The following is an 18,310-nucleotide window of genomic DNA, read 5'->3' as shown; positions in this document are numbered from 1 at the left end:
CCCGGTGAGGTGAGGCGATTATCGCTGCGCCGCGCACTCCTCAGCAGCCCGGCGGCAAGACCGGCGAGACTCCGGGCGTTGGCGCCGCACCTGTTGCGTTGGCCGGCAGCACCATTGCAGGCGACGTCAGATTCATCGTCATCCCTTCCGCGCAGGCCGACGCGTTGGGGCTGGGTGCGACCGCGGCGTTTGGATCGATGCCCGTGCCGCCGGCGTCGGTGATCGCCTGCGGGATCGTACCGGGCGAGGGTCCGGCCGGCACGTCCGCGATCGAGAGCGGCAAGGATGCGGCGCTCACGACAGTTCCGCCCGGCGTCGAACTGCACGCGGTGGCCGCCGCCGTCCCCGCCGGCGCAGCCGCGGAAACTGTCCCGATCGAGCTGGTGTTTTGCCCGATCGGCGGCGCGATCAGCGCCAAACTGCCTGACGCCGCCAATCCCGTGCTCGATACGGTCGGGGTCGCCGGCACAGGCGTCGGTGACGTTGATGGCGGCGCACAGACGACGACCGTACCCGGCGTCGTCGGATTCAGGGCGAGCGGCACAGGTGCCAGCGTGGTGTCGGGCGCGCCCTGTACAGTTGCTGCGGAAAATGGCCCCGGACTATTGAGCGGTGACGTGACGATCGCGCCCGGCACGGTCGGAAGGTCCATCGCGGTGCTGCCGGTCGTCGCCACCTGGGCTTTGCTGGCAGAGCAGCCGAGCAACAAGGCAGCGAGCGCCGCGCACGCGATCCGGATCATGTCTGCGCCCCCTGGCTTGCATCCTGCTTGCGAATGGTGACCTTGCTGCCCTCGGTCAGATTGACCGGCGGATTGAGCACAACTTGATCGCCGGGGTGCACGCCTTCACGCACTTCTATCGACGTGCCGAAATCCCGCGCGATCGAGACCTTCTGCAAATGAACGATGCCGTTGCGCACGACCGCGACATGAAGGCCGTTCTGATCGAAGACCAGCGCATCGGCCGCAACCGACACCGACGGCGTCTTGCGCGGAATCGACAGCTCGACCGTGCAGTAGATGCCGGGATTCAAGGCGCCGTCCGGATTGGGGACGTCGATCTCGGTCAGCAGCGTTCGGCTTCCCGGCTGCAAGGCTGTGGCGATGCGCGTGACCTTGCCCGGAAAGGTCCGGCCCGGAATCTCGGGGACGCGAATTTCGGCATCGACGCCCGGCGCCACGCCGAAGGCCTCGTCCTGCGGCACGAAGACCTGCGTCCGGATCACGTTCGAATGCATCAACGTGAACATGAAGGTCGATCCGGCCGAGACGAGGCTGCCGTTATCCACGTTGCGTTGCGTGATCACGCCGTCAAACGGCGCCACCACGCGCTGATAGGCCTTCTCCTGCTGCAGCACGCGAATCTGCGCCTCCTGCGCCGCGATGTTCGACTGCGCCACGTTCACGGCTGCCTGCTGCGCGCGCAGGGTGAGACGGTCATTGTCGCCCTGCTGGGCCGTCAACCAGCCCTGCTTGACCAGATTGCTGTCCCGCGCATTGGTGACGTCGGCAAGCTCCCGGCTCGCCTGCGCCTGCTGCAACGCGGCCTGGTTCTGTGCCAGCGTCGCCTGCGCCTGCGCGATCTGCTGGTCGAGCTCCGGCGCGGTGATCTCCGCAAGGAGATCGCCCTTCTTCACGCGATCGCCGATATCGACGTAGCGCTTCTCGATGTAGCCGCTGGCCCGCGCGAAGATGTTCGCCGCCTCGAACGCCGTCGTGGTCGCCGGCAGCGTGACCTTCATGAGGTCGCCGCTGGCACGGACCGTGGCCACCCGAACCTCCGGAATGGCGGTCCTGGCCTGCTCTGCCGATACAGCAAGATCGCGTGCAGCCTGATAGTGCCGCCAGCCGCCGACGCCGAGGCTACCCGCAAGGAGCAGGAGCACGGCGCCGCCGAGCCAGGCGCCGCCGTGCCGGCGCCGTGGCCGCGCGTCCTTGCCGGGCAGCTCCACGATGCGGCCGCTCTCCGGATCAGGCCGGCCGCTCACACCGTCGCTATTGGTCCGTACGCGAACATCGCTCATTCCGGTTGCTCCTCGAATACGCCGTGCTGAGCCTTGCCGTCATTGCCCTTGCGCAGCCAGGCGAAGAGATATGGCACGATCAGCAATGTCGTCGGCGTCGCGAACAGCAGTCCGCCGATGACGGCGCGGGCGAGCGCTGCGTTCTGTTCCTCGCCCGGGCCTCCGATCGCCATCGGGATCATGCCCACGATCATCGCGGCGGCCGTCATCAGCACGGGACGGATACGCGTGCGGCCTGCACTCAGCGCAGCATCGAACGCCGACTGCCCCTTCAGTTGTGCCTCACGCGCGAAGGTCACGAGCAGGATGGAATTGGCCGATGCAACGCCGACCGCCATGATCGCGCCCATCAGCGACGGCACGTTCAGCGTCGTCCCGGTAATGAACAGCATCGTCACGATGCCGCAGAAGGTCGCCGGCAGCGCCATGATGACGACGAAGGGATCGCCGAAATTCTGGTAATTCACGACCATCAGCATGTAGACCAGGATGGCGGCAAACAGCAGCCCGATGCCGAGATCGCGGAACGATTGATGCATGCTCTGGATCTGGCCCAGGACCTGGATCGAATTTCCCGGCTGGAGCTGCTTCTGAAGCGTCGAGGTCACCTTGTCGATCTCGGCCGCGACGCTGCCGAGATCGCGCCCCTGCACGCTCGCATAGACGTCGTACACCGGCTGGACATTGGCCTGGTTCAGATTGGTCGGTACGGTCCCGCGCTTGAAGGTCGCGACATTGCTGAGCAGGCCAGGCACCGTCTGTCCGCTTGCGGCCAGCGAGGCCGACACCGGCGTGTTGCCCAGCGCATTGAGTGAATTGGCGCGGTACTCCGGCGTCTGCACGGCCAGATAATAGGGGATGCCCGACGTCGGATCGGTCCAGAAGTTCGGCGAGACCTGGGCGGACGAGCTGAGGCTGACATTGATGTTGGTCGCCACCGTGCTGGCGTTCAGTCCCAGTTGAGCGGCCCGGGTCCGGTCGATGTCGGCATAGAACGCCGGTGCATCCACCTCCTGCTGGAGATGCGCATCGACGATCCCGGGAATTGCCGCAAGATTCTTCTGCAGTTCCTGCGCCACCGACAGATTGTTGGCGCCGTAGCCGACGGTCCTGATATCGATCTGCGCCGGCAGGCCGAAATTCAGGATCTGGGTGACGATGTCGGCCGCCTGGAAATAGAAGACGTCTTCGGGGAAGGCCTCCGGCAGGACCTGGCGCAGCTTCTTGACGTAGTCCGCGGTCGGCCTGTGGCCGTCCTTGAGCGATACGAGGATCGTTCCGTCGTTCACCCCGATCGTCGAGCCGTCGGTGAAGGCCAGATTGTAGGGACGCGCGGGCAGTCCGATATTGTCGACGATCAGCCCGCGATCCCGGTCCGGAATGACCTGGCGGATCTTGTCCTCGACCGCCTGGAAGATCGCCTCGGTGCGCTCGATGCGGGTCCCGGCGGGCGCACGAACATGGAGCTGGATCTCTCCGCCGTCGATCAGGGGATAGAAGTCCCTGCCCACGTAGACGAACATGACGGCCCCGAGGGCCAGCACCAGCACTGCAGCGACCGGCACGATGCTGCGCCGCCGGAGCAGGGTCATCAAGAGCGCGGAATAGCCGTTGCGCAGACGCTCGAAGCCGCGTTCAAACGCGGCCGAGGCGCGCGAAAACAGCCCGGACGGCCTCTCGCCCTCGCCATGGCGCCGCTCCCCCTTCAGCAGCAGGCCGATCGTGATCGGCGTGAGCGTCCGCGACAGCACGTAGGACGCCAGCATCGCGAACACCACGGCAAGGCCGAGCGGCGTGAACAGGTACTTTGCCGGTCCTTCGAGGAATACGACGGAGGTGAAGACGCAGCTGATCGCGAGCGTGGAGACCAGCGTCGGCACGGCGATCTCAGCCGCACCGTGCAGCGTTGCCTCCGACAGCGGCATCCCCTCCTCGGTCCACAGCCGATGCGTGTTCTCGATCGTCACCGTGGAATCGTCGACCAGGATGCCCACCGCGAGCGCCAGCCCGCCCAGCGTCATCGTGTTGAGGGTCTCGCCCAGGAAATGCAGGACGATGAGCGAGGACAGCATCGCGAGCGGGATGGAGATCAGGACCACGAGCGTCGAGCGCCACGATCCCAGGAAGACCAGGATCATCAGCGCCGTGAGACCCGCGGCGATCGCGCCTTCGCGCAGCACACCGTCGACCGAATGGGTGACGAAGACCGACTGGTCGAACAGCTCGCTGATCTTCAGCCCGGCAGGAGCCGACGCCCGGATCGACTTCAGGGCATGTTTGACACCGTTGACGACGGCAAGCGTCGAGGCGTTGCCGTTCTTGATCACGCTGAGCAGGACCGAGCGATGGCCGTCCTCGCGCACGATGTTCTGCTGGACCTGCGATCCGTCGCGGACCTGGGCGACGTCCTTCAGCAGGATGGTCGCACCGTTCGCGAACTTGACCGGGATCATGTTGAGATCCTTGATCGAGGCGGGCGTCGCGTTGGTCAGAATGGCGTACTGGGTGCCGCCGATCTTCGCCGTGCCCGTCGGCAGCGTCAGGTTCTGGGTGTTCACCGCATTGACGATGTCGAGCGGCGTCAATCCGCGCGACAGCAGCTTGTTCGGGTCGATATCGACCATGATCTGCCGATATTTGCCGCCCGCAGGCGTCGGCAGCGTCACCCCGGGAACCGGAGCCAGCTGCTGCCGGATCCGGTAGATGCCGAAGTCGTACAATTGCTGCTCGTTCAATTTGTCGGACTCGAGGCTGAGCTGCAGCACCGGTACGCTCGAAGCGTTGAACTGCACGATGACGGGCGGCTGAATGCCCGGCGGCATCAGGGCGCGGATGGCGTTCGTTGCCGAAACGATCTGCGAGATCGCTAGGTCGAGATTGACGTCCGGCTGGAAGTAGATCTTCTGAACCGACAGGCCATTGAGCGTCTGCGCCTCGATGTTCTTGATGCCGCTGACATTGGCGCTGATCGAGTACTGGCTGTACGTGCTGACGCGCTGCTCCATCTCCGGCGTCGAGAGGCCGGTATAGCTCCAGATCACCGTGACGACGGGAATGCGGATCTCGGGAAAGATGTCCGTCGGCATCGACCAGACCGCGATGCCGCCGAGGAACAGGATCAGGGCCGCGAGCACGTAGAATGTGTGCGGAAACCGGAGCGCGAAGCGGACAATTCCCATGATGACGAATGCCTGAAGCAGGTTGCGCGAAATCTCTGTTCAGATGGCGGCGACGCGCGACCGTTCAAATGAAAACGCGTTCAGCATCGCTGGCGGTTGGCGCAAGGGATGGTGATTGCGTGGCAAGGATGGCGGCGCGCCGGACCTTGGCAAAGGCGCGAATCTCGATTTGCCGAACGCGTTCGCTGGAGATCGAAAGCTCCCGGGCGAGTTGATCGAGTGTCGGAGGATGCTCCGCGAGCCGCCTTGCCTCCAGCACGCGCCGCTCACGCCCCGTGAGGGCTTTCAGTGCAATGCGCAGGGCGCCGGCCCGGCGCTCCGTCTGGTCCTGATCGGCAAGGATGGTCTCGGCGTCGCTCGTCTCGTCCACGAGCATGGCCTCCCACTCGGCACCGTGCTCGTCGTCGCCGACCCGCGCATTCAGCGACAGGTCGCCGTGCAGGCGGCCATCCATCTCGATCACATCACGCGCGGACACTTCGAGCTTCACGGCAATCGCCTCGGCGACTTCGGGCGTGAGCCCCGCCATCGCACCGCCGGCGGTCTTTCTCATCTCGCCGCGGAGCCGGAAAAACAGCTTCTTCTGGGCCGCCGTCGTGCCAATCCGGACCAGCGACCAGGAGCGCAGGATGTAGTCGTGAATGGCGGCCTTGATCCACCATGTCGCATAGGTCGAGAACCGCGAGTTTCGGCCCGGCTCGAACCGTGAGGCGGCGATCACGAGCCCGAGATTGGCCTCGGCCATGAGATCGGCGAACGGCAGGCCGTATCCCCTGTAGCTCCGCGCGACCTTGGCGGCGAGGCGGAGATGGCTCGTGACCAGCGTGTTGGCGGCATCAGCGTCCCGCGTCTCCTGCCAGCGGCGCGCAAGCTGCTGCTCTTCTTCGCGCTCGAGCAGGTCGTAACGGCCGATGATCGTGGAATACGCATTGGCCACACCGGCCGATGTTCGCCGGCCCGGCACGTCCATATCGATCTTGCTCAAACCCGCCTGGCGTGTTGGCATCTCATGCTCCCACATTCGAACCGGCGAACGGAGCGTAAGAGGCCTCCGACTGACGGCGCCAGTAAATTGCACTTAACAAGCCTGAATTCGCTTTCAGAGATCACGCCGTGATTTCCGCTTCGCACGCATCGCGCACGACCCTCGCGGTCACATCGGCGCGAGGCTCGCGTGACGCGCGCGAGCCGGATCGGATGCCGCGGCCTCGCGTGAGGTCTCCTCCGCCGGGGCGAAGATCTCCACCCGTCCGCCGGGCGCCGGGTAGATGGTCAGACGGAAGCCGTGCAGCTTGACGATGGCGGCGACGAGGCTCAACCCCAGTCCCACGCCCGGCGTGTTGCGCATCTTGTCGGAGCGGTAGAACCGCCGCAGCACCGCCTCGCGCTCCCCCGCGCCGATGCCGGGCCCGCTATCGCTCACGACGACGCGCGCGGCCTTGTCGTCGGACACCAGCGCGAGCGTCACCCGTCCACCGCACGGTGTGAACTTGACGGCGTTGTCGACGAGATTGGCGATCGCCTCGAACAGCAGGTCCGGGTCGCCCCGCACCTCCGCCTTGCGATCGATGGCGACGCGAAGCTCGACGTCCTTGTCTTCGGCGATGGGTTCGTAGACGTCGCACACCTGCCGCAGGATCTCGTCGAGCGCGACGTCGCCGAATCCGGCGGTGCGGCTGCTGCTCTCGATCTCGGCAAGCCGCAGCAGCGCGGTGATGATCGCGAGCGCCTGGTCGATGCCGGCAATCGCCTTGTCCACGACGTCCTGAAGGTTCTCCAGCGTGGCCGCGTGCGTGCGGCCGCGCTCCAGCGCCAGGCGGACCCGCGTGAGCGGCGTCCTGAGATCGTGGGCGATGTCGTTGCCGACACCGGCCAGTGCGTTGATCGTCGTCTCCATCTCGTCGAGCATGCCGTTGACGATCCCCGCCAGCCGCGCAAACGGGTCATCCGTATTGGTCTGCGGCAGCCGCTCGCGCAGATCGCCGGCCACGATGCGTTGAACATGCCGGTTCACCTGCTCGACGCGGCGCTGGGCGCGGATACTGAGCCAGGCCCCAGCCAGCAGGCAGAGGCAGAAGGCCGGCAGCAGGCCGAGCAGCAGCGCCTGCCCGACGACGATGGATATCTCGCGCGTCTCATCGACGTTCCGCCCCATCACCAGGATATGGCCGTCGCCGAGCCGCCTGCCGGCAGCCTTGACGACGGCATCGTGAGCGGCCTGCGGCGCGATCCGGGCGAGCCGCACGTTCTGCACCGGCCCGCCGAGATCGAGATGCGGCGGCAATCGCGCGATGTTGCCGGCAAGCCGGGTGCCTGTTCGATCGAACAGGCCGGCATATTGCACGCCCCTGGAATCCTGCTTGAGATGATCGGAGATCGCGTCATTGAGCCGGCCGGGCGGCAGCTCGGCCAGGAAGTTGAGCTGCGTTGCGATCATGCGGTCGGATCGCATGATCAGGTAGTCGTCGATCTTCCAGTAGATGAAGGCGAACAGGGCGGCGACGAACAGCGCCATCGCCGCCGCCACCGCCGCGGCCCAGAGGAAGGTGTTCGAACGGATGAACTCGATCTGGCGCATGATCCGCCGGCCTGTCAGCGAACGCGCAGGATGAATCCCGAGCCGCGAACGTTGTGGATGAGCTGGGTTTCGCCGGGGCCGTCGACCTTGTGACGGAGGCGGCCCATGTGCACGTCGATGAGGTTGGTGGTCGCCGGGACGAATTTGTAGTTCCAGACCTCTTCGAGCAGCATCGCGCGCGTCAGCAGCTGATCGCTTCGTCGCATCATGTATTCGAGCAGGCGGAATTCGCGCGGCAGCAGGTCGATCTCGCGCTCGTCGCGCCGGGCGGTCCGCTCGATCAAATCGAGCTCCAGCGGGCCGGCATGCAGCGTGGTCTCCCGGTTGTCGCTCGGACGGCGCAGCAGCGCCTCCACCCGGGCGACGAGCTCGACCAGCGCGAACGGCTTGGTGAGATAGTCGTCTCCACCGACGCGCAAGCCGCGCACCCTGTCATCGACCGCGCCGAGCGCGCTCAGCACCAGCACCGGCGTCCTCACCTGATCCTTGCGCAGGGCCTCGATGACGGTAAGCCCGTCCATTCCGGGCAGCATGCGATCGACGATCAGGGCATCGGGCGAGGATTCGCGCGCGCGGTCGAGACCGCCGATACCGTCGGGCGCCCATCGTACCTCGAACCCACGCTCGGTGAGCTCGGACACGATCGCGTCGGCGGTCTCGGTGTCGTCCTCGATCAGGAGAATCCGCGTCATTGTGCTGGTCCCACGTGCTGCGAGACGTTGAGGCCGGCGGCGAGGCATGGGCTCGCTGGTCCGCGACGACATGTTCAATACCCCTCCGGGCCGAACATGCGGGGCAGCACCGTCATGCGACGCGCCGCCGGCTCGTATTGCAGATAATCCCGTGCGGGACCGCGCACCATTAAATAGCGTGTCAAGGACGGACGTGCGGCCGCTGCCGGCGACGGCGCGCGCGCGACCGGATGTACCGTCGCCGTGATCATCTCTCATCTCCAAGCAGCAGGACGCTCCTACAGATATGCCCTTTGGGAGCCCGTTGTTACGCGCCGGCACCGCGAACATTGCCTGTTTGCACGATCGTGCTTGCCGGCAACGCCGCCATCACGGGCCGTTGAAGGCGGGTGAGCAATTCGTGCGTTTGGTTCACGCCCAATCGTACGCACCTTCCTCTCAGGCCGGCCTTGGACTGCCTGCTGTCACACAAGGAGAATCCCAATGACCACTCTCAAGCTGTTGTCGACCGGACTGATCGCAATCGCCATGCTCGGGGGACCCGTCCTGGCGCGCACCAGCCATGCCGTCACGCATCCATCCGCCATGCAAGCCGATCCGGTCGCATCGGAGGGGGTCGTCTATCAGGGCGGCCGCGCCTGCGTTCCGGCACCGCGTGTCGGCGCGTTCGCGACGGCGCCGTGGACCGGCAACAATGTTCCCTGTGAGCCGGGCACCGGCAGCTTCTGATCACGGCGACCTCGCGGCCGGCCGGGCGGGCGCCTCGCCCGGCCGTTCGCCGTCCAACGATGCGGGCGGGCCCGATCTCGGGCCCGCCATTGCTTTGCGAAGCGGGCCGGCGATGCGCCGGATCATCTCGTCGATGCTCAAGCGTTGCTCCTGACATCGAATTCAGTGGGACTGCCACGCGAGCTTCCTATCTTATTTCACGCAGGGGCTTGCCGACGGCACGAGGCGCAAGCGAACGCATCGGCCGCCGCGCATCCGGACACGAAAGGAGTCCCCTCATGAAACGAGCATTGATCATTCTTGCGACAGCGGCGCTGGCATCCACACTGGCTGTCGGAACGGCCGAGGCGCACGGCGGCGGTGGCGGTGGCCATGGCGGCGGCTTCGGCGGCGGCGGCCATATGGGCTTTGGCGGCGGCGGGCATTTCGGCGGCATGGGACATGCCGGCGGATTCGGCGGCGGACACTTCGGCGGCGAGCATCTCGGGTTCGGCGGCCATGTCGGCGGCCTGCGCCAGCACGCGTTTCACAGCTTCGGCCACCACCACGCCGGATATGGATTCTACGGCGCCTATCCGGATTGTTATGACTGGTACGCCTATCATCCCTACCAGCCGCTGCCGCTGAGCTGCAGCTAGGCACTCATGCACGGTGTCGATCGGTCCGGGCCACACAATGTCGAAGTGCCGGCCGATCGCACCGCGCTGGTTCGAATGCGCGGGCGTCGCGATGCATTGCGAGGCAACACGGCTTCGCATTCTCGCGGCCCATTTCGCCCGAGCTTTGCCTGGTCACTCCACCCTCTTCAAACCAAGAGGGCGCAGGGAAGACCGGGTGCTGACCTCGCACCCGCGGTCCGCTGCGCGAAGATGTAGCGCAAAGGAACCGCACAGCAGCATACAGGTGGTGCCAATCACTCGGCCTTCCCTGCGCGATGGTCGGACGGCTTATGCCGCGCTCTCCCGGGAGCCGAGTTCGTTCTGGCCTCCCTCACTCCCGCGAAATTCACCGGCACCGCGCCGGTTGACGCGATCACCGCCTCCGCAAGAGCTTGACCGTAGCAACGACGGCCAGGACCACACGGTTTTGCCGTACGCGCGGCCCGCCATTTCGCCGCAGTATTCCCAGCTCCGTCGACAGAGCCGAAAACTTACAGACGAGACGAACCTGTCAGCGCCGTTCGTCCACGCGAAGCCCTGGGCTCACGGAGAGCAATCCGCCCTGCCCCTGGCCATTCGCGCCCGACGCTGCTGCGTCCACCGCAAACCCGGCTCGCGAAAATGACGACCTCATGATCGCCCCATCAAGGATGAGCCGGGATGAGCGACACATACGACAAATCCGAATTCCGGTAAAGCGAAATATTCTTGCGGGGGAGGGTTGACGGAATGGAGGGTGTTTTGCCCGACAGGCAAGGCAACGGCTCGTAGCCCGGACCCAATCGACACGGAGACTCCGAATTTCGCTGCGCTCAATTTAGGCGCAATCATCGAGACTGGAGCTGGGTCACGGTTACCGAGGCAGCCGTCTCATGCAGGCGTAAGCTGAACCTGAAAAGGTGTAATGCGGCGGTAATCTCGCCCGCCGACTGTTTGCTCCCTTTCAAGTTGCTGACAGAGTTATGATGACAAGCTCGGATCGATGCGGTGAGGAGAGTCGGGGTACTCCGGTTGGGTTTTGGCTGATCGCTTCCATGACAGGGGGCCTGATTGGTGTGGTCGCGGGACATCGCATATCGCCGCTCACCGCCGCGATAGCCGGCTGCCTTATCGGATCTTTGCTTGGATGGTGGCTGCGATACGAATGCAGCTTGCTTGAGGATGATGAATGAGGGATCGGTTCGTTGACAGCACCGCTTGGTCCGACAGGCGCGCCTGGGAGAACTGGCGAAGTCGCAGCCATGTTGCGGGTGTGATGCTCACCGGCACACCGTTCTTGTTGTCCGGGATGATCGTCGGCCTTTTCCTGAGCGGGCAGTTCACGAGTGCAGGTCTGGCCTACGTGAGTCTTATCGTGTCCGGTGCTTTCGGATTTTGGCTCTGCGGTCTTTCAACGCCGCTGAGGACGCACGACCCAAGAAGATAGATCCCTCCGATGTACGCGAGACCCCGACCGTGCAGATTGGAGGCCGATCTGTGCACGACGGCGCCTCACTCGCCGATATCGTGACTCGAGCTGCAGCCAACAGGGCGTCAATGGAGGCGCCTGGATCGCAAAGACGTTCCGACAACTGCCCCGGATGCGCTCGTTAATGCGTCGCCGGGGATCGCGCAGCTCGATTCTGGATCAGACGCAGGAGCGTTCCATCCAGATCGATCAAGGCGCCCATTCGTCCACCCCCATCCTGCTCTTCGGGCGGATGAAGGCGGGGATAGCCGCTTCCCTTCTCTTCTAAGCCGGCCGACTTGCACAGCTCGTAGAACTCTGAGAGCTCATCGAGCCTCAGACAGCAGCTGAACCAGCTGGCCAGAGGGTCCAGGCCAGGATGCGCAAAGAATTCCAGCACCACCCGACCGCGATTCAGAATCATCCACTCATCGTCTCGGTACGCAAGGGTAAAACCTAGCCGCCGGTAGAATTCCTGCGTCCGATCGAAGCTGCGTGAGGGTAGATTGGGAATGGCGAGGTCGTTCATTCAGATCACTCTGGGTTTGACGCGCATATCAATCGCTGCGAGGCGCAGCGGGCGGCCTGCCGGCAGATTTTTTCGACCCCTTATCGCCTGGATCGTTGGCCATGAACCCAAATGAGCGCGGCCAACCTGACGCGATCCGGCCCGGAAACAATGGACGGCGCCAGTCGAGTCCCACTGCAGGCCGCTCGGAAGTGCGGGGCTGGCGTCACTCGCCGAACGGCCTGCATCTGGCGATGCGCGCAGAGCAGACTAGCGCGACCGCCGAACCTGCCCGGATCGAATGTCAATTTCGTCGTCGCACATTACGGATAGATTACGGAGCTCGCGATCGTATGGGAATTCAGGCACCGGACGATGGACGGCCTCGTCGTCGGTCTGGGTCTATCTGTGGCGCGCGCTATCGCGGAGGCCCATAACGGCCGGGCCACATACAAGGCATCTGCGACCGGCGGCTCAATTTCTGAGATTATTCTGCCTCTCAATGGCGTCAACGATGCCGCGCCATCCCGGTCCATGCAGCCCTGATAGCGGTTAGAGAACAGCGCTCAGCCTTTGACGGGTCTCATTGCGCGAACAACCACACCCTCCCGGAGCGAAGATCGACGGAGATCACGTAATACGTCTGCAATCGACATTCGCCAGTCAAGGGGACGGTCTCGTTTCGACAGGGGGCGAGAGGGTGTTCTGGCATTCGATGCGGCTCCCCTCTTTGGGCTCCTGGCATTGAGGTAGCGAATAGGGCTCTGGCGCGAGCCGCCTCGGTTCGTTCGCAAACCCCATGATCCATCCTGCAATGTCAGAGGGTTCTCCTTTGGTTAACGAACGGTCGCATGGAGTTGGATGACGGAGGCAAAGAATGGCCCATTTTCGAAGCCTGTGGCGCGCAGCTCGGCGACAGGCCGACCGGGAGCCGGCCCAGCCGACAGATGGCGGTAATCCTGTTGTAATGTTACAGTCATCCTTCAGTGCGCCAGGATCGCCGGAGGAGTTTGTATTGCGACTACTTGTCGTCGAGGACGATGAACAGCTGGGACCCTGGTTGAAATCCGAACTGGCCGGCGCCCTGGGTGGCGCAGATCTCGTCACAACGCTTGACGAGGCTTTGGCGGCAATCTCAGTGCGTCAATTTGACTTGATTGTGGTCGACAGGCGTTTACCCGACGGCGATGGCGTCGAGCTACTTGCGCGACTGAAGCAGTTGCAACCGCGGCCCGGAGTGCTCGTTCTGACGGCGCTTGACGATCCAAACGACATAGCGCGCGCGCTTGACGCCGGAGCTGACGATTATCTGGCCAAGCCTTTCGAGCCGATCGAGCTGATTGCGCGCGCCAAGGCGGTCATCCGTCGGCTTCAACTGGATCAAAGAGGCAGGGTAACGGTTGCCAATCTGATGTTCGATTCCACGTCAAGAATGGCTTATATCGACGGCGAGCCCATCGTCATCCCAAGGCGCGAGCTTGCCCTGCTGGAAGCGCTCGCGCGAAGATCCGGGCAAGTCGTTTTGCGGGATACGCTGGAAGCGGCCGCCTACGGCTTTGACGACGAAATCCAATCGAACGCAATCGATGCGCATATCTCCCGATTGCGAAAGCGTTTGCGCGACAATGGTTGCTTGGCCAGCATCAAGCCATTGCGCGGCCTTGGCTACCTCTTGTGCGACACCAGATGAACCGCATCCGCGGCTCGATCACGCTCATCGCCGCAGCGCTTTTGAGCGTTGTGATCGCCGTTATCCTGTCATGTGTATTGGTCCTGCAGTTCAGTCTCCTGGACGATGACGGCACCTTCGCACATTCCGACGCTGCGTCGGCAATTAAGGCCGCGCTTGGTCGTGACGAACGCGGAGGGCTGATCATCGACGAGCATGGCACGAAGGCAGCCAAGGTTGCGCCAACGCTCCTCGAGTTCAAACGCATGTTTTCGGGCTTTTGGTACGTCATCTCCGATGGCCGGAGCGTGATCGAGTACGGACCAGTGCCTAGGCGTGTCTTGGCAGGCTTGGCTAACGAGCAGAAGAAGTCGTCGTTTTCCGAATATGCAGTGAACGATACATCGATGCGGCGCTCTCTTTCGGCGGTGGTTGACCAAACGGATGCCGGCGAGATTCTGATCGAGGTCGGCGGAGCCGCCTATAGTCAGTGGCAGATGTTTATGAGCACGGTCCAGGATACTTCATATATAAGGATACCTATCCTTATCGTGCTCGTTGGCACAATTCTAGCTGCAATCGTCATTGTGCCAATGTTGATCGCGCGCCCCGTGCGCCGCGTCGCGGTCGCAGCCGAATTGATCGACGGAACGCGCGAGGGTGTCCGCTTGCCCGAGAACAGCGCGCCGTTAGAGCTCGTCCCGATGGTCAGCGCGTTCAATCGGGCGCTCGAGCGCATTGACGCGACGACCTCGGCACAGCGTCGTTTTCTGTCCAACGCAGCGCACGAATTGCGCACGCCGTTGGCACGGGCGCGGACACGGCTGGAGGGGGTCGACGACAAAGCACTGAAAGCAGCGCTGGTATCCGACCTGCAATCACTGTCTTCCATCATAACAATGCTTCTGCAACTGGCGCGCCTATCCTCGGCGCCGGTCCAGGAAACGGAAATCGACCTCGTCGCAACAGCGAAGCGGATCGCCGCAGAACATGCGCCCAGCGCGCTGGATTCCGGCGTTGAGATCGAATTCTCGGCTCCGGGCGGGTCCGTCAAGACCTACGGATCCGACCAGGCGATCAGGATTGCGCTCGCCAATATCGTTCGCAACGCGCTGCGGCATTCCCGAGAAGGTCAGCAGGTTTTGGTGGAAGTGGAGGCTCCTGCGACGGTGCGCGTGATCGACCGCGGTCCGGGAATCGCACCAGGCGACCGATCCGCGGTACTTCAACCTTTCGTACGCGGCCGTCAGGACGGCGATGGCACGGGACTTGGTCTGGCAATTGTCGCACAAGTGATGGCCTTGCACAAAGGGCTGGTGGAGATTGGCCATACGCCTGGCGGCGGCGCCACGATCGTCCTGAGATTTCCACCGGTTGAAGTGTCGTCAAATCCGGCTCGCGACTGCGAGCACGAAAAAGCACCCACCTAATCTGGCCGCATCGACATAGCCGGCGATTGCACTTGAGGGTGCAGCGCACCCCCGGCACGCTGCGCGGTCTGGAATTTCGGTCGCACTGACTCGATGGCGTCCCACTCATCGTCGACGAAATTGTGGCGCGTGTTAGCGACTTTGAGCTGCGTCGTTTTCATGCGCCAAAGTCGTCACTCGCAGGCATGCCACGGATGACCGTTGCGGCAAACGTGCGCAGCAGGGACTGCGTAATGTTATGGCAATGCTCCAGGCCCAGCGTCCCAGTATGACTACGTCGTCTTCCGACAAAAGGAACTGATATGAAGAAGCCAGCATTGATGGGAGCCGCGGCCCTGATCGCTATGATCTCGTTGTCGCCAACACGCGCACACGCAGGCGATGGCGCAATCGCGGCGGGCATCATTGGCGGCCTCGCAGTCGGCGCACTCGCGGGGAGCGCGATCGCGAATCCGCATCGGCCCCCTGTCTATGTCTATGATGACGCCCCGGTCTATCGGCCGAGGGTTCGCGTCTACAGATATTACGAAGCGCCCTATTACTCCGGGTACGATCATGATTCGGGTTATGGGTACTCGTCGGGGTATCGTGACGGCTACAATGACGCAGCGTCGGACTGGTGAGGCTGAGGGCGCCGTCGCGAAAGGTGCCCCTGCGGCCGACCATCGCCATCGGATCTGACGATCACTGGGTCGTCAGTGCCTCCGCCGTGTAGCCCCGCCCCCCCGAGGATCTACCTCCTCGGTCAGGATCAGGCATGTTGGCGAAAGGAGGCAAACCTGCATATCCACCAGGAACTGTTCATGCCGCGCCCCCGGCGGGGCACACCATGAGCATCGCCGGAGCGAAGGAGCAGCGATTACATGTCCACGGTCATCGACAGGAGATAGGTGCGCGGCGCTCCCAGGTAGAACGTTCCGAATGAAGCCACGCTGGACCAGTAACTCTCACCGGTCACATTCTGGATGTTGGCGCGGAAAATCGTGTTCTTGCCGTTGATGGTCGTCGTGTAACGAGCGCCGAGATCGAGCCGCGTCCAATCCGGGATCGGCTGCTTGTTCGCGGAATCGACGAACTGCCTGCCCGTGTAGATGACTGCCCCATTCAAGGTGAGCCCCCTCATCCACGGGAGATCCCACTCGGCTCCAAGATTGGCCTGAACGTTCGGAACGCCGATCGGCGTGTTGCCCACGTTCGCCGCGACGGCGGTCTTCGTCAGGGTGCCATCCAGCAGCGAAACGCCTCCGAGGACACGAACATCGGGCATGAGTTCGCCGAAGACGTTGAATTCGAGCCCACGCACCTGCGTTTCGGCGGTCGCCGCGAAGCGCCCGGCCGACAGTTCGCCGCTCGCCTTCGATATTTCGAAAGCGCTGAAGGTGGTTGCGACCCGCCCGAAGTCCACCTTGATGCCGGCCTCGTACTGCTTGGCGATGTAGGGCGAAAGCACTTCGCCGGAATTGGAAACACCCGACTGCGTCGGCGCAATATCGCCCCGGCTCAGGCCTTCGATGTAGTTCGCATACAGGGAGACGTCTTCCAGGGGCCGGACCACGAGGCCGACCACGGGAGTGGTCGCGCTCTTGTCGTAGGAGTTCAACGGCGTCCCGACATTGGAGACATAGTTGTTCACCTCGATACCCTGGCGACGGACACCCAAAGTCAGCAACACGCGCTCGTCGAGCACGGACAAGGTGTCGGCAATCGAGAGCCCCGTGAGCTGACTGTCCGAGAGCCGAGGGCGCCCGGGGATCTCATTTGCGAACTGTGTTGGCGCTACCGTCGGACTATAGATGTTCGACGCGACCGGGCTGCCATTGGTGAGCCGCCGGTACAGCTCGTCGTGATAGACCGAGGCCTGGACGGCGACGGCATGATGGACGAATCCGGTATCGAAGCGGGCGCGGACGCCGCCATCATACGTGTGCCGATCGATGCTGAGCCCAAAGAATTGCGGCGTCGAGGTGGTGTTGCCGCTGGCGCTGGTGATCGTCGGAAGACCGAAGAACCGCTCGACGTTGGTCCGCGATCCGCCGACATCGGCGAACAGTGTAACCTGATCGCTTACATCATATTCGTTGCGCCACAGGACAGACTGATCGTTGATGCGCGACCATTCCCAGGGTTGCGTCACGTTCAGCCGGGCGTCCGGTGCCTTTGGTACTTGCAGGCCGGGGGCCATGAGGAATGGACGTGACGGAGCGTCGAAGCGATCGGTTTGGGCGATGAGGTAGAGCCAGGACCTGTACCGTTCGCCCTGATAGTCGAGGGCCAGCGATCCGACGCCCGTCGTCTCGGACTGGCGGTCAATCGGCGTGTCGCCGTCGCGGAGACTACCACTGGCTCGCACGCCCCATTCTCTGCCGTCGCCGTAACGCCGCGCAACATCCCAGTGGCCGCCAAATCGTGCGGTCGAACCGTAGCTCGCAGTTAGGCGGGTCAAGTCCTCTTCCGCGCGCTTAGGCACGACATTAATGACGCCGCCAACGCCACCGTTTGGCGCAATTCCGGAGAGCGCGGCCGAGGGACCCTTCAGCACTTCGATGCGTTCGACGTAGTCTGTGAAGATGCGGTATGTCGGCGCGATCCCGTAAAGGCCCTCGAAGGCGAACTCACCGTTGTTGCCTTCATTGATCGGGAAACCACGAATGTTGAATGAGTCCACCACACCGCCCGTTGGGTGGGAACTTCGCACCGAAGGATCGAGGATCAAGGCATCCGCACCCGTCGCCGCCTGCTGATCCCGGATCAATTTGTCCGTGTAACTCGTCACGTTGAACGGTGACTTCATTGTGTCGGAGTTTCCGAGCAGTCCCAGCCGCGCGCCTCGCGCAACCTGGCCGCCTGCAAAGGCAGGCGCAACACCCGACCGCGACGGCTGCGGTTGCGCCGTGACGGTTTCCGGTTGCGGAGCGCGAGGCGCCGCGGTGCGGCGTGGAGCTGATCGGACCCGGGCCGCATTTCGGTTGATCGGTGCGCGGCGGAGCGACTGCTGCGTCGGAGCATCGACGGTGACGGGCGGAAGGGAGGTGGCGTCTTGCGGCGTTTGGGATTGAGCAGGCGATTCGAACCACGCCAACAACGCCACTCCACCCAGCAGTTTCGCACCCAAGCGAACCACCGTCCCAACCTCACCCGCACGTCGCATTTCCAGAAAGTCCCTCAACGGCAGCACATCGCCCAACGTGAAATAGCTCCACGCTCGGCCTGCAACGACCTATGGATCGAAGATCGAATCTCCGCGTCCGCGCTCGGCCGACACTCATCGCCCGCGCTTCAGCTCCTCTGCAGACTCACATTCGGGTCAATTGCCTACGTTATTATCGGCAACGTCCGATCGCTCTTCATCTGCATCGCTTCCTTAAAAAGACGCCATCGCGACCGCAACTCAAAT

At 63.6% G+C, this 18,310-nt stretch carries 14 protein-coding genes; 6 read left to right on the top strand and 8 right to left on the bottom strand.

Annotation, left to right across the window (positions count from 1 at the left end; all coding sequences use genetic code 11):
* Positions 1 to 98 precede the first annotated feature (98 nt).
* Entirely contained in the window at positions 99 to 782 is a 684-nt protein-coding gene (locus N2603_RS09970) for a hypothetical protein (protein ID WP_260388583.1), read from the top strand.
* On the opposite strand, the gene N2603_RS09965 is transcribed toward N2603_RS09970, so the two are convergent.
* From N2603_RS09965 to N2603_RS09940, 6 genes are all read right to left on the bottom strand, one after another.
* The gene (locus tag N2603_RS09965; RefSeq protein ID WP_260388582.1) at positions 739 to 2,025 is read right to left on the bottom strand and encodes an efflux RND transporter periplasmic adaptor subunit; all 1,287 of its coding nucleotides are present in this window, start codon (positions 2,023 to 2,025) and stop codon (positions 739 to 741) included. The two genes, N2603_RS09970 and N2603_RS09965, sit on opposite strands and share 44 nt — an antisense overlap.
* Positions 2,022 to 5,204 (bottom strand): efflux RND transporter permease subunit, encoded by a 3,183-nt coding sequence (locus N2603_RS09960; RefSeq protein WP_260388581.1) that lies wholly within the window; start codon positions 5,202 to 5,204, stop codon positions 2,022 to 2,024. Before N2603_RS09960 ends, N2603_RS09965 begins: the two co-directional genes overlap by 4 nt.
* A 64-nt stretch (positions 5,205 to 5,268) precedes the next feature.
* Positions 5,269 to 6,210 (bottom strand): RNA polymerase sigma factor RpoH, encoded by a 942-nt coding sequence (gene rpoH / locus N2603_RS09955; RefSeq protein ID WP_425248979.1) that lies wholly within the window; start codon positions 6,208 to 6,210, stop codon positions 5,269 to 5,271.
* 147 nt (positions 6,211 to 6,357) lie between these two features.
* Entirely contained in the window at positions 6,358 to 7,782 is a 1,425-nt protein-coding gene (locus N2603_RS09950; protein WP_260388580.1) for a sensor histidine kinase, read from the bottom strand.
* A 14-nt stretch (positions 7,783 to 7,796) separates the two neighbouring features.
* Entirely contained in the window at positions 7,797 to 8,474 is a 678-nt protein-coding gene (locus N2603_RS09945; RefSeq protein WP_260388579.1) for a response regulator transcription factor, read from the bottom strand.
* Positions 8,475 to 8,548: 74 nt separating this feature from the next.
* On the bottom strand, positions 8,549 to 8,725 hold the full coding sequence (locus tag N2603_RS09940) for a hypothetical protein (protein ID WP_018641418.1): 177 nt from the start codon (positions 8,723 to 8,725) through the stop codon (positions 8,549 to 8,551).
* A 232-nt stretch (positions 8,726 to 8,957) separates the two neighbouring features.
* Here N2603_RS09940 and N2603_RS09935 point away from each other — a divergent pair, with 232 nt between their 5' ends.
* Positions 8,958 to 9,203: a hypothetical protein gene (locus N2603_RS09935; protein ID WP_260388578.1), complete on the top strand. Its 246-nt coding sequence runs from the start codon at positions 8,958 to 8,960 to the stop codon at positions 9,201 to 9,203.
* A 278-nt stretch (positions 9,204 to 9,481) separates the two neighbouring features.
* Positions 9,482 to 9,841 carry a hypothetical protein gene (locus tag N2603_RS09930; protein ID WP_260388577.1) on the top strand — a complete coding sequence of 120 codons (360 nt, stop codon included), beginning with the start codon at positions 9,482 to 9,484 and terminating at the stop codon, positions 9,839 to 9,841.
* 1,610 nt (positions 9,842 to 11,451) lie between these two features.
* Here N2603_RS09930 and ble read toward each other — a convergent pair.
* Positions 11,452 to 11,838 (bottom strand): BLMT family bleomycin binding protein, encoded by a 387-nt coding sequence (gene ble / locus N2603_RS09925; protein WP_018641422.1) that lies wholly within the window; start codon positions 11,836 to 11,838, stop codon positions 11,452 to 11,454.
* Between the two features lie 946 nt (positions 11,839 to 12,784).
* Between ble and N2603_RS09920 the strand changes: the two genes are divergently transcribed.
* The 3 genes from N2603_RS09920 (at position 12,785) to N2603_RS09910 (ending at position 15,539) form a co-directional block, all read left to right on the top strand.
* The gene (locus tag N2603_RS09920; protein ID WP_260424173.1) at positions 12,785 to 13,507 is read left to right on the top strand and encodes a response regulator transcription factor; all 723 of its coding nucleotides are present in this window, start codon (positions 12,785 to 12,787) and stop codon (positions 13,505 to 13,507) included.
* Positions 13,504 to 14,916, top strand: coding sequence for a sensor histidine kinase (locus N2603_RS09915; RefSeq protein ID WP_260388576.1), 1,413 nt, complete (start codon positions 13,504 to 13,506; stop codon positions 14,914 to 14,916). The genes N2603_RS09920 and N2603_RS09915 overlap by 4 nt, the downstream gene beginning before the upstream one ends.
* A gap of 302 nt (positions 14,917 to 15,218) precedes the next feature.
* Positions 15,219 to 15,539, top strand: a complete 321-nt coding sequence (locus N2603_RS09910) for a hypothetical protein (protein WP_260388575.1) — start codon at positions 15,219 to 15,221, stop codon at positions 15,537 to 15,539.
* A gap of 236 nt (positions 15,540 to 15,775) precedes the next feature.
* Here N2603_RS09910 and N2603_RS09905 read toward each other — a convergent pair whose 3' ends face one another.
* Positions 15,776 to 18,100 carry a TonB-dependent receptor gene (locus tag N2603_RS09905; RefSeq protein ID WP_260388574.1) on the bottom strand — a complete coding sequence of 775 codons (2,325 nt, stop codon included), beginning with the start codon at positions 18,098 to 18,100 and terminating at the stop codon, positions 15,776 to 15,778.
* Between the last annotated feature and the right edge of the window lie 210 nt (positions 18,101 to 18,310).

It is taken from the genome of Bradyrhizobium huanghuaihaiense (genome assembly GCF_025200885.1).
Lineage (GTDB): Bacteria > Pseudomonadota > Alphaproteobacteria > Rhizobiales > Xanthobacteraceae > Bradyrhizobium > Bradyrhizobium huanghuaihaiense.
Note: the sequence above shows the minus strand (reverse complement) of the source record. Positions and strands in the feature narration are given on the sequence as shown.

Bases quoted from the DNA above. Each gene is read 5' to 3' on its own strand.
- N2603_RS09945 (WP_260388579.1), bottom strand. From the start codon at position 8,474: ATGACGCGGATTCTCCTGATCGAGGACGACACCGAGACCGCCGACGCG.
- N2603_RS09950 (WP_260388580.1), bottom strand. From the start codon at position 7,782: ATGCGCCAGATCGAGTTCATCCGTTCGAACACCTTCCTCTGGGCCGCG.
- N2603_RS09930 (WP_260388577.1), top strand. From the start codon at position 9,482: ATGAAACGAGCATTGATCATTCTTGCGACAGCGGCGCTGGCATCCACA.
- N2603_RS09915 (WP_260388576.1), top strand. From the start codon at position 13,504: ATGAACCGCATCCGCGGCTCGATCACGCTCATCGCCGCAGCGCTTTTG.
- N2603_RS09965 (WP_260388582.1), bottom strand. From the start codon at position 2,025: ATGAGCGATGTTCGCGTACGGACCAATAGCGACGGTGTGAGCGGCCGG.
- N2603_RS09920 (WP_260424173.1), top strand. From the start codon at position 12,785: ATGTTACAGTCATCCTTCAGTGCGCCAGGATCGCCGGAGGAGTTTGTA.
- N2603_RS09960 (WP_260388581.1), bottom strand. From the start codon at position 5,204: ATGGGAATTGTCCGCTTCGCGCTCCGGTTTCCGCACACATTCTACGTG.
- rpoH (WP_425248979.1), bottom strand. From the start codon at position 6,210: ATGCCAACACGCCAGGCGGGTTTGAGCAAGATCGATATGGACGTGCCG.
- N2603_RS09935 (WP_260388578.1), top strand. From the start codon at position 8,958: ATGACCACTCTCAAGCTGTTGTCGACCGGACTGATCGCAATCGCCATG.
- ble (WP_018641422.1), bottom strand. From the start codon at position 11,838: ATGAACGACCTCGCCATTCCCAATCTACCCTCACGCAGCTTCGATCGG.
- N2603_RS09910 (WP_260388575.1), top strand. From the start codon at position 15,219: ATGAAGAAGCCAGCATTGATGGGAGCCGCGGCCCTGATCGCTATGATC.
- N2603_RS09940 (WP_018641418.1), bottom strand. From the start codon at position 8,725: ATGATCACGGCGACGGTACATCCGGTCGCGCGCGCGCCGTCGCCGGCA.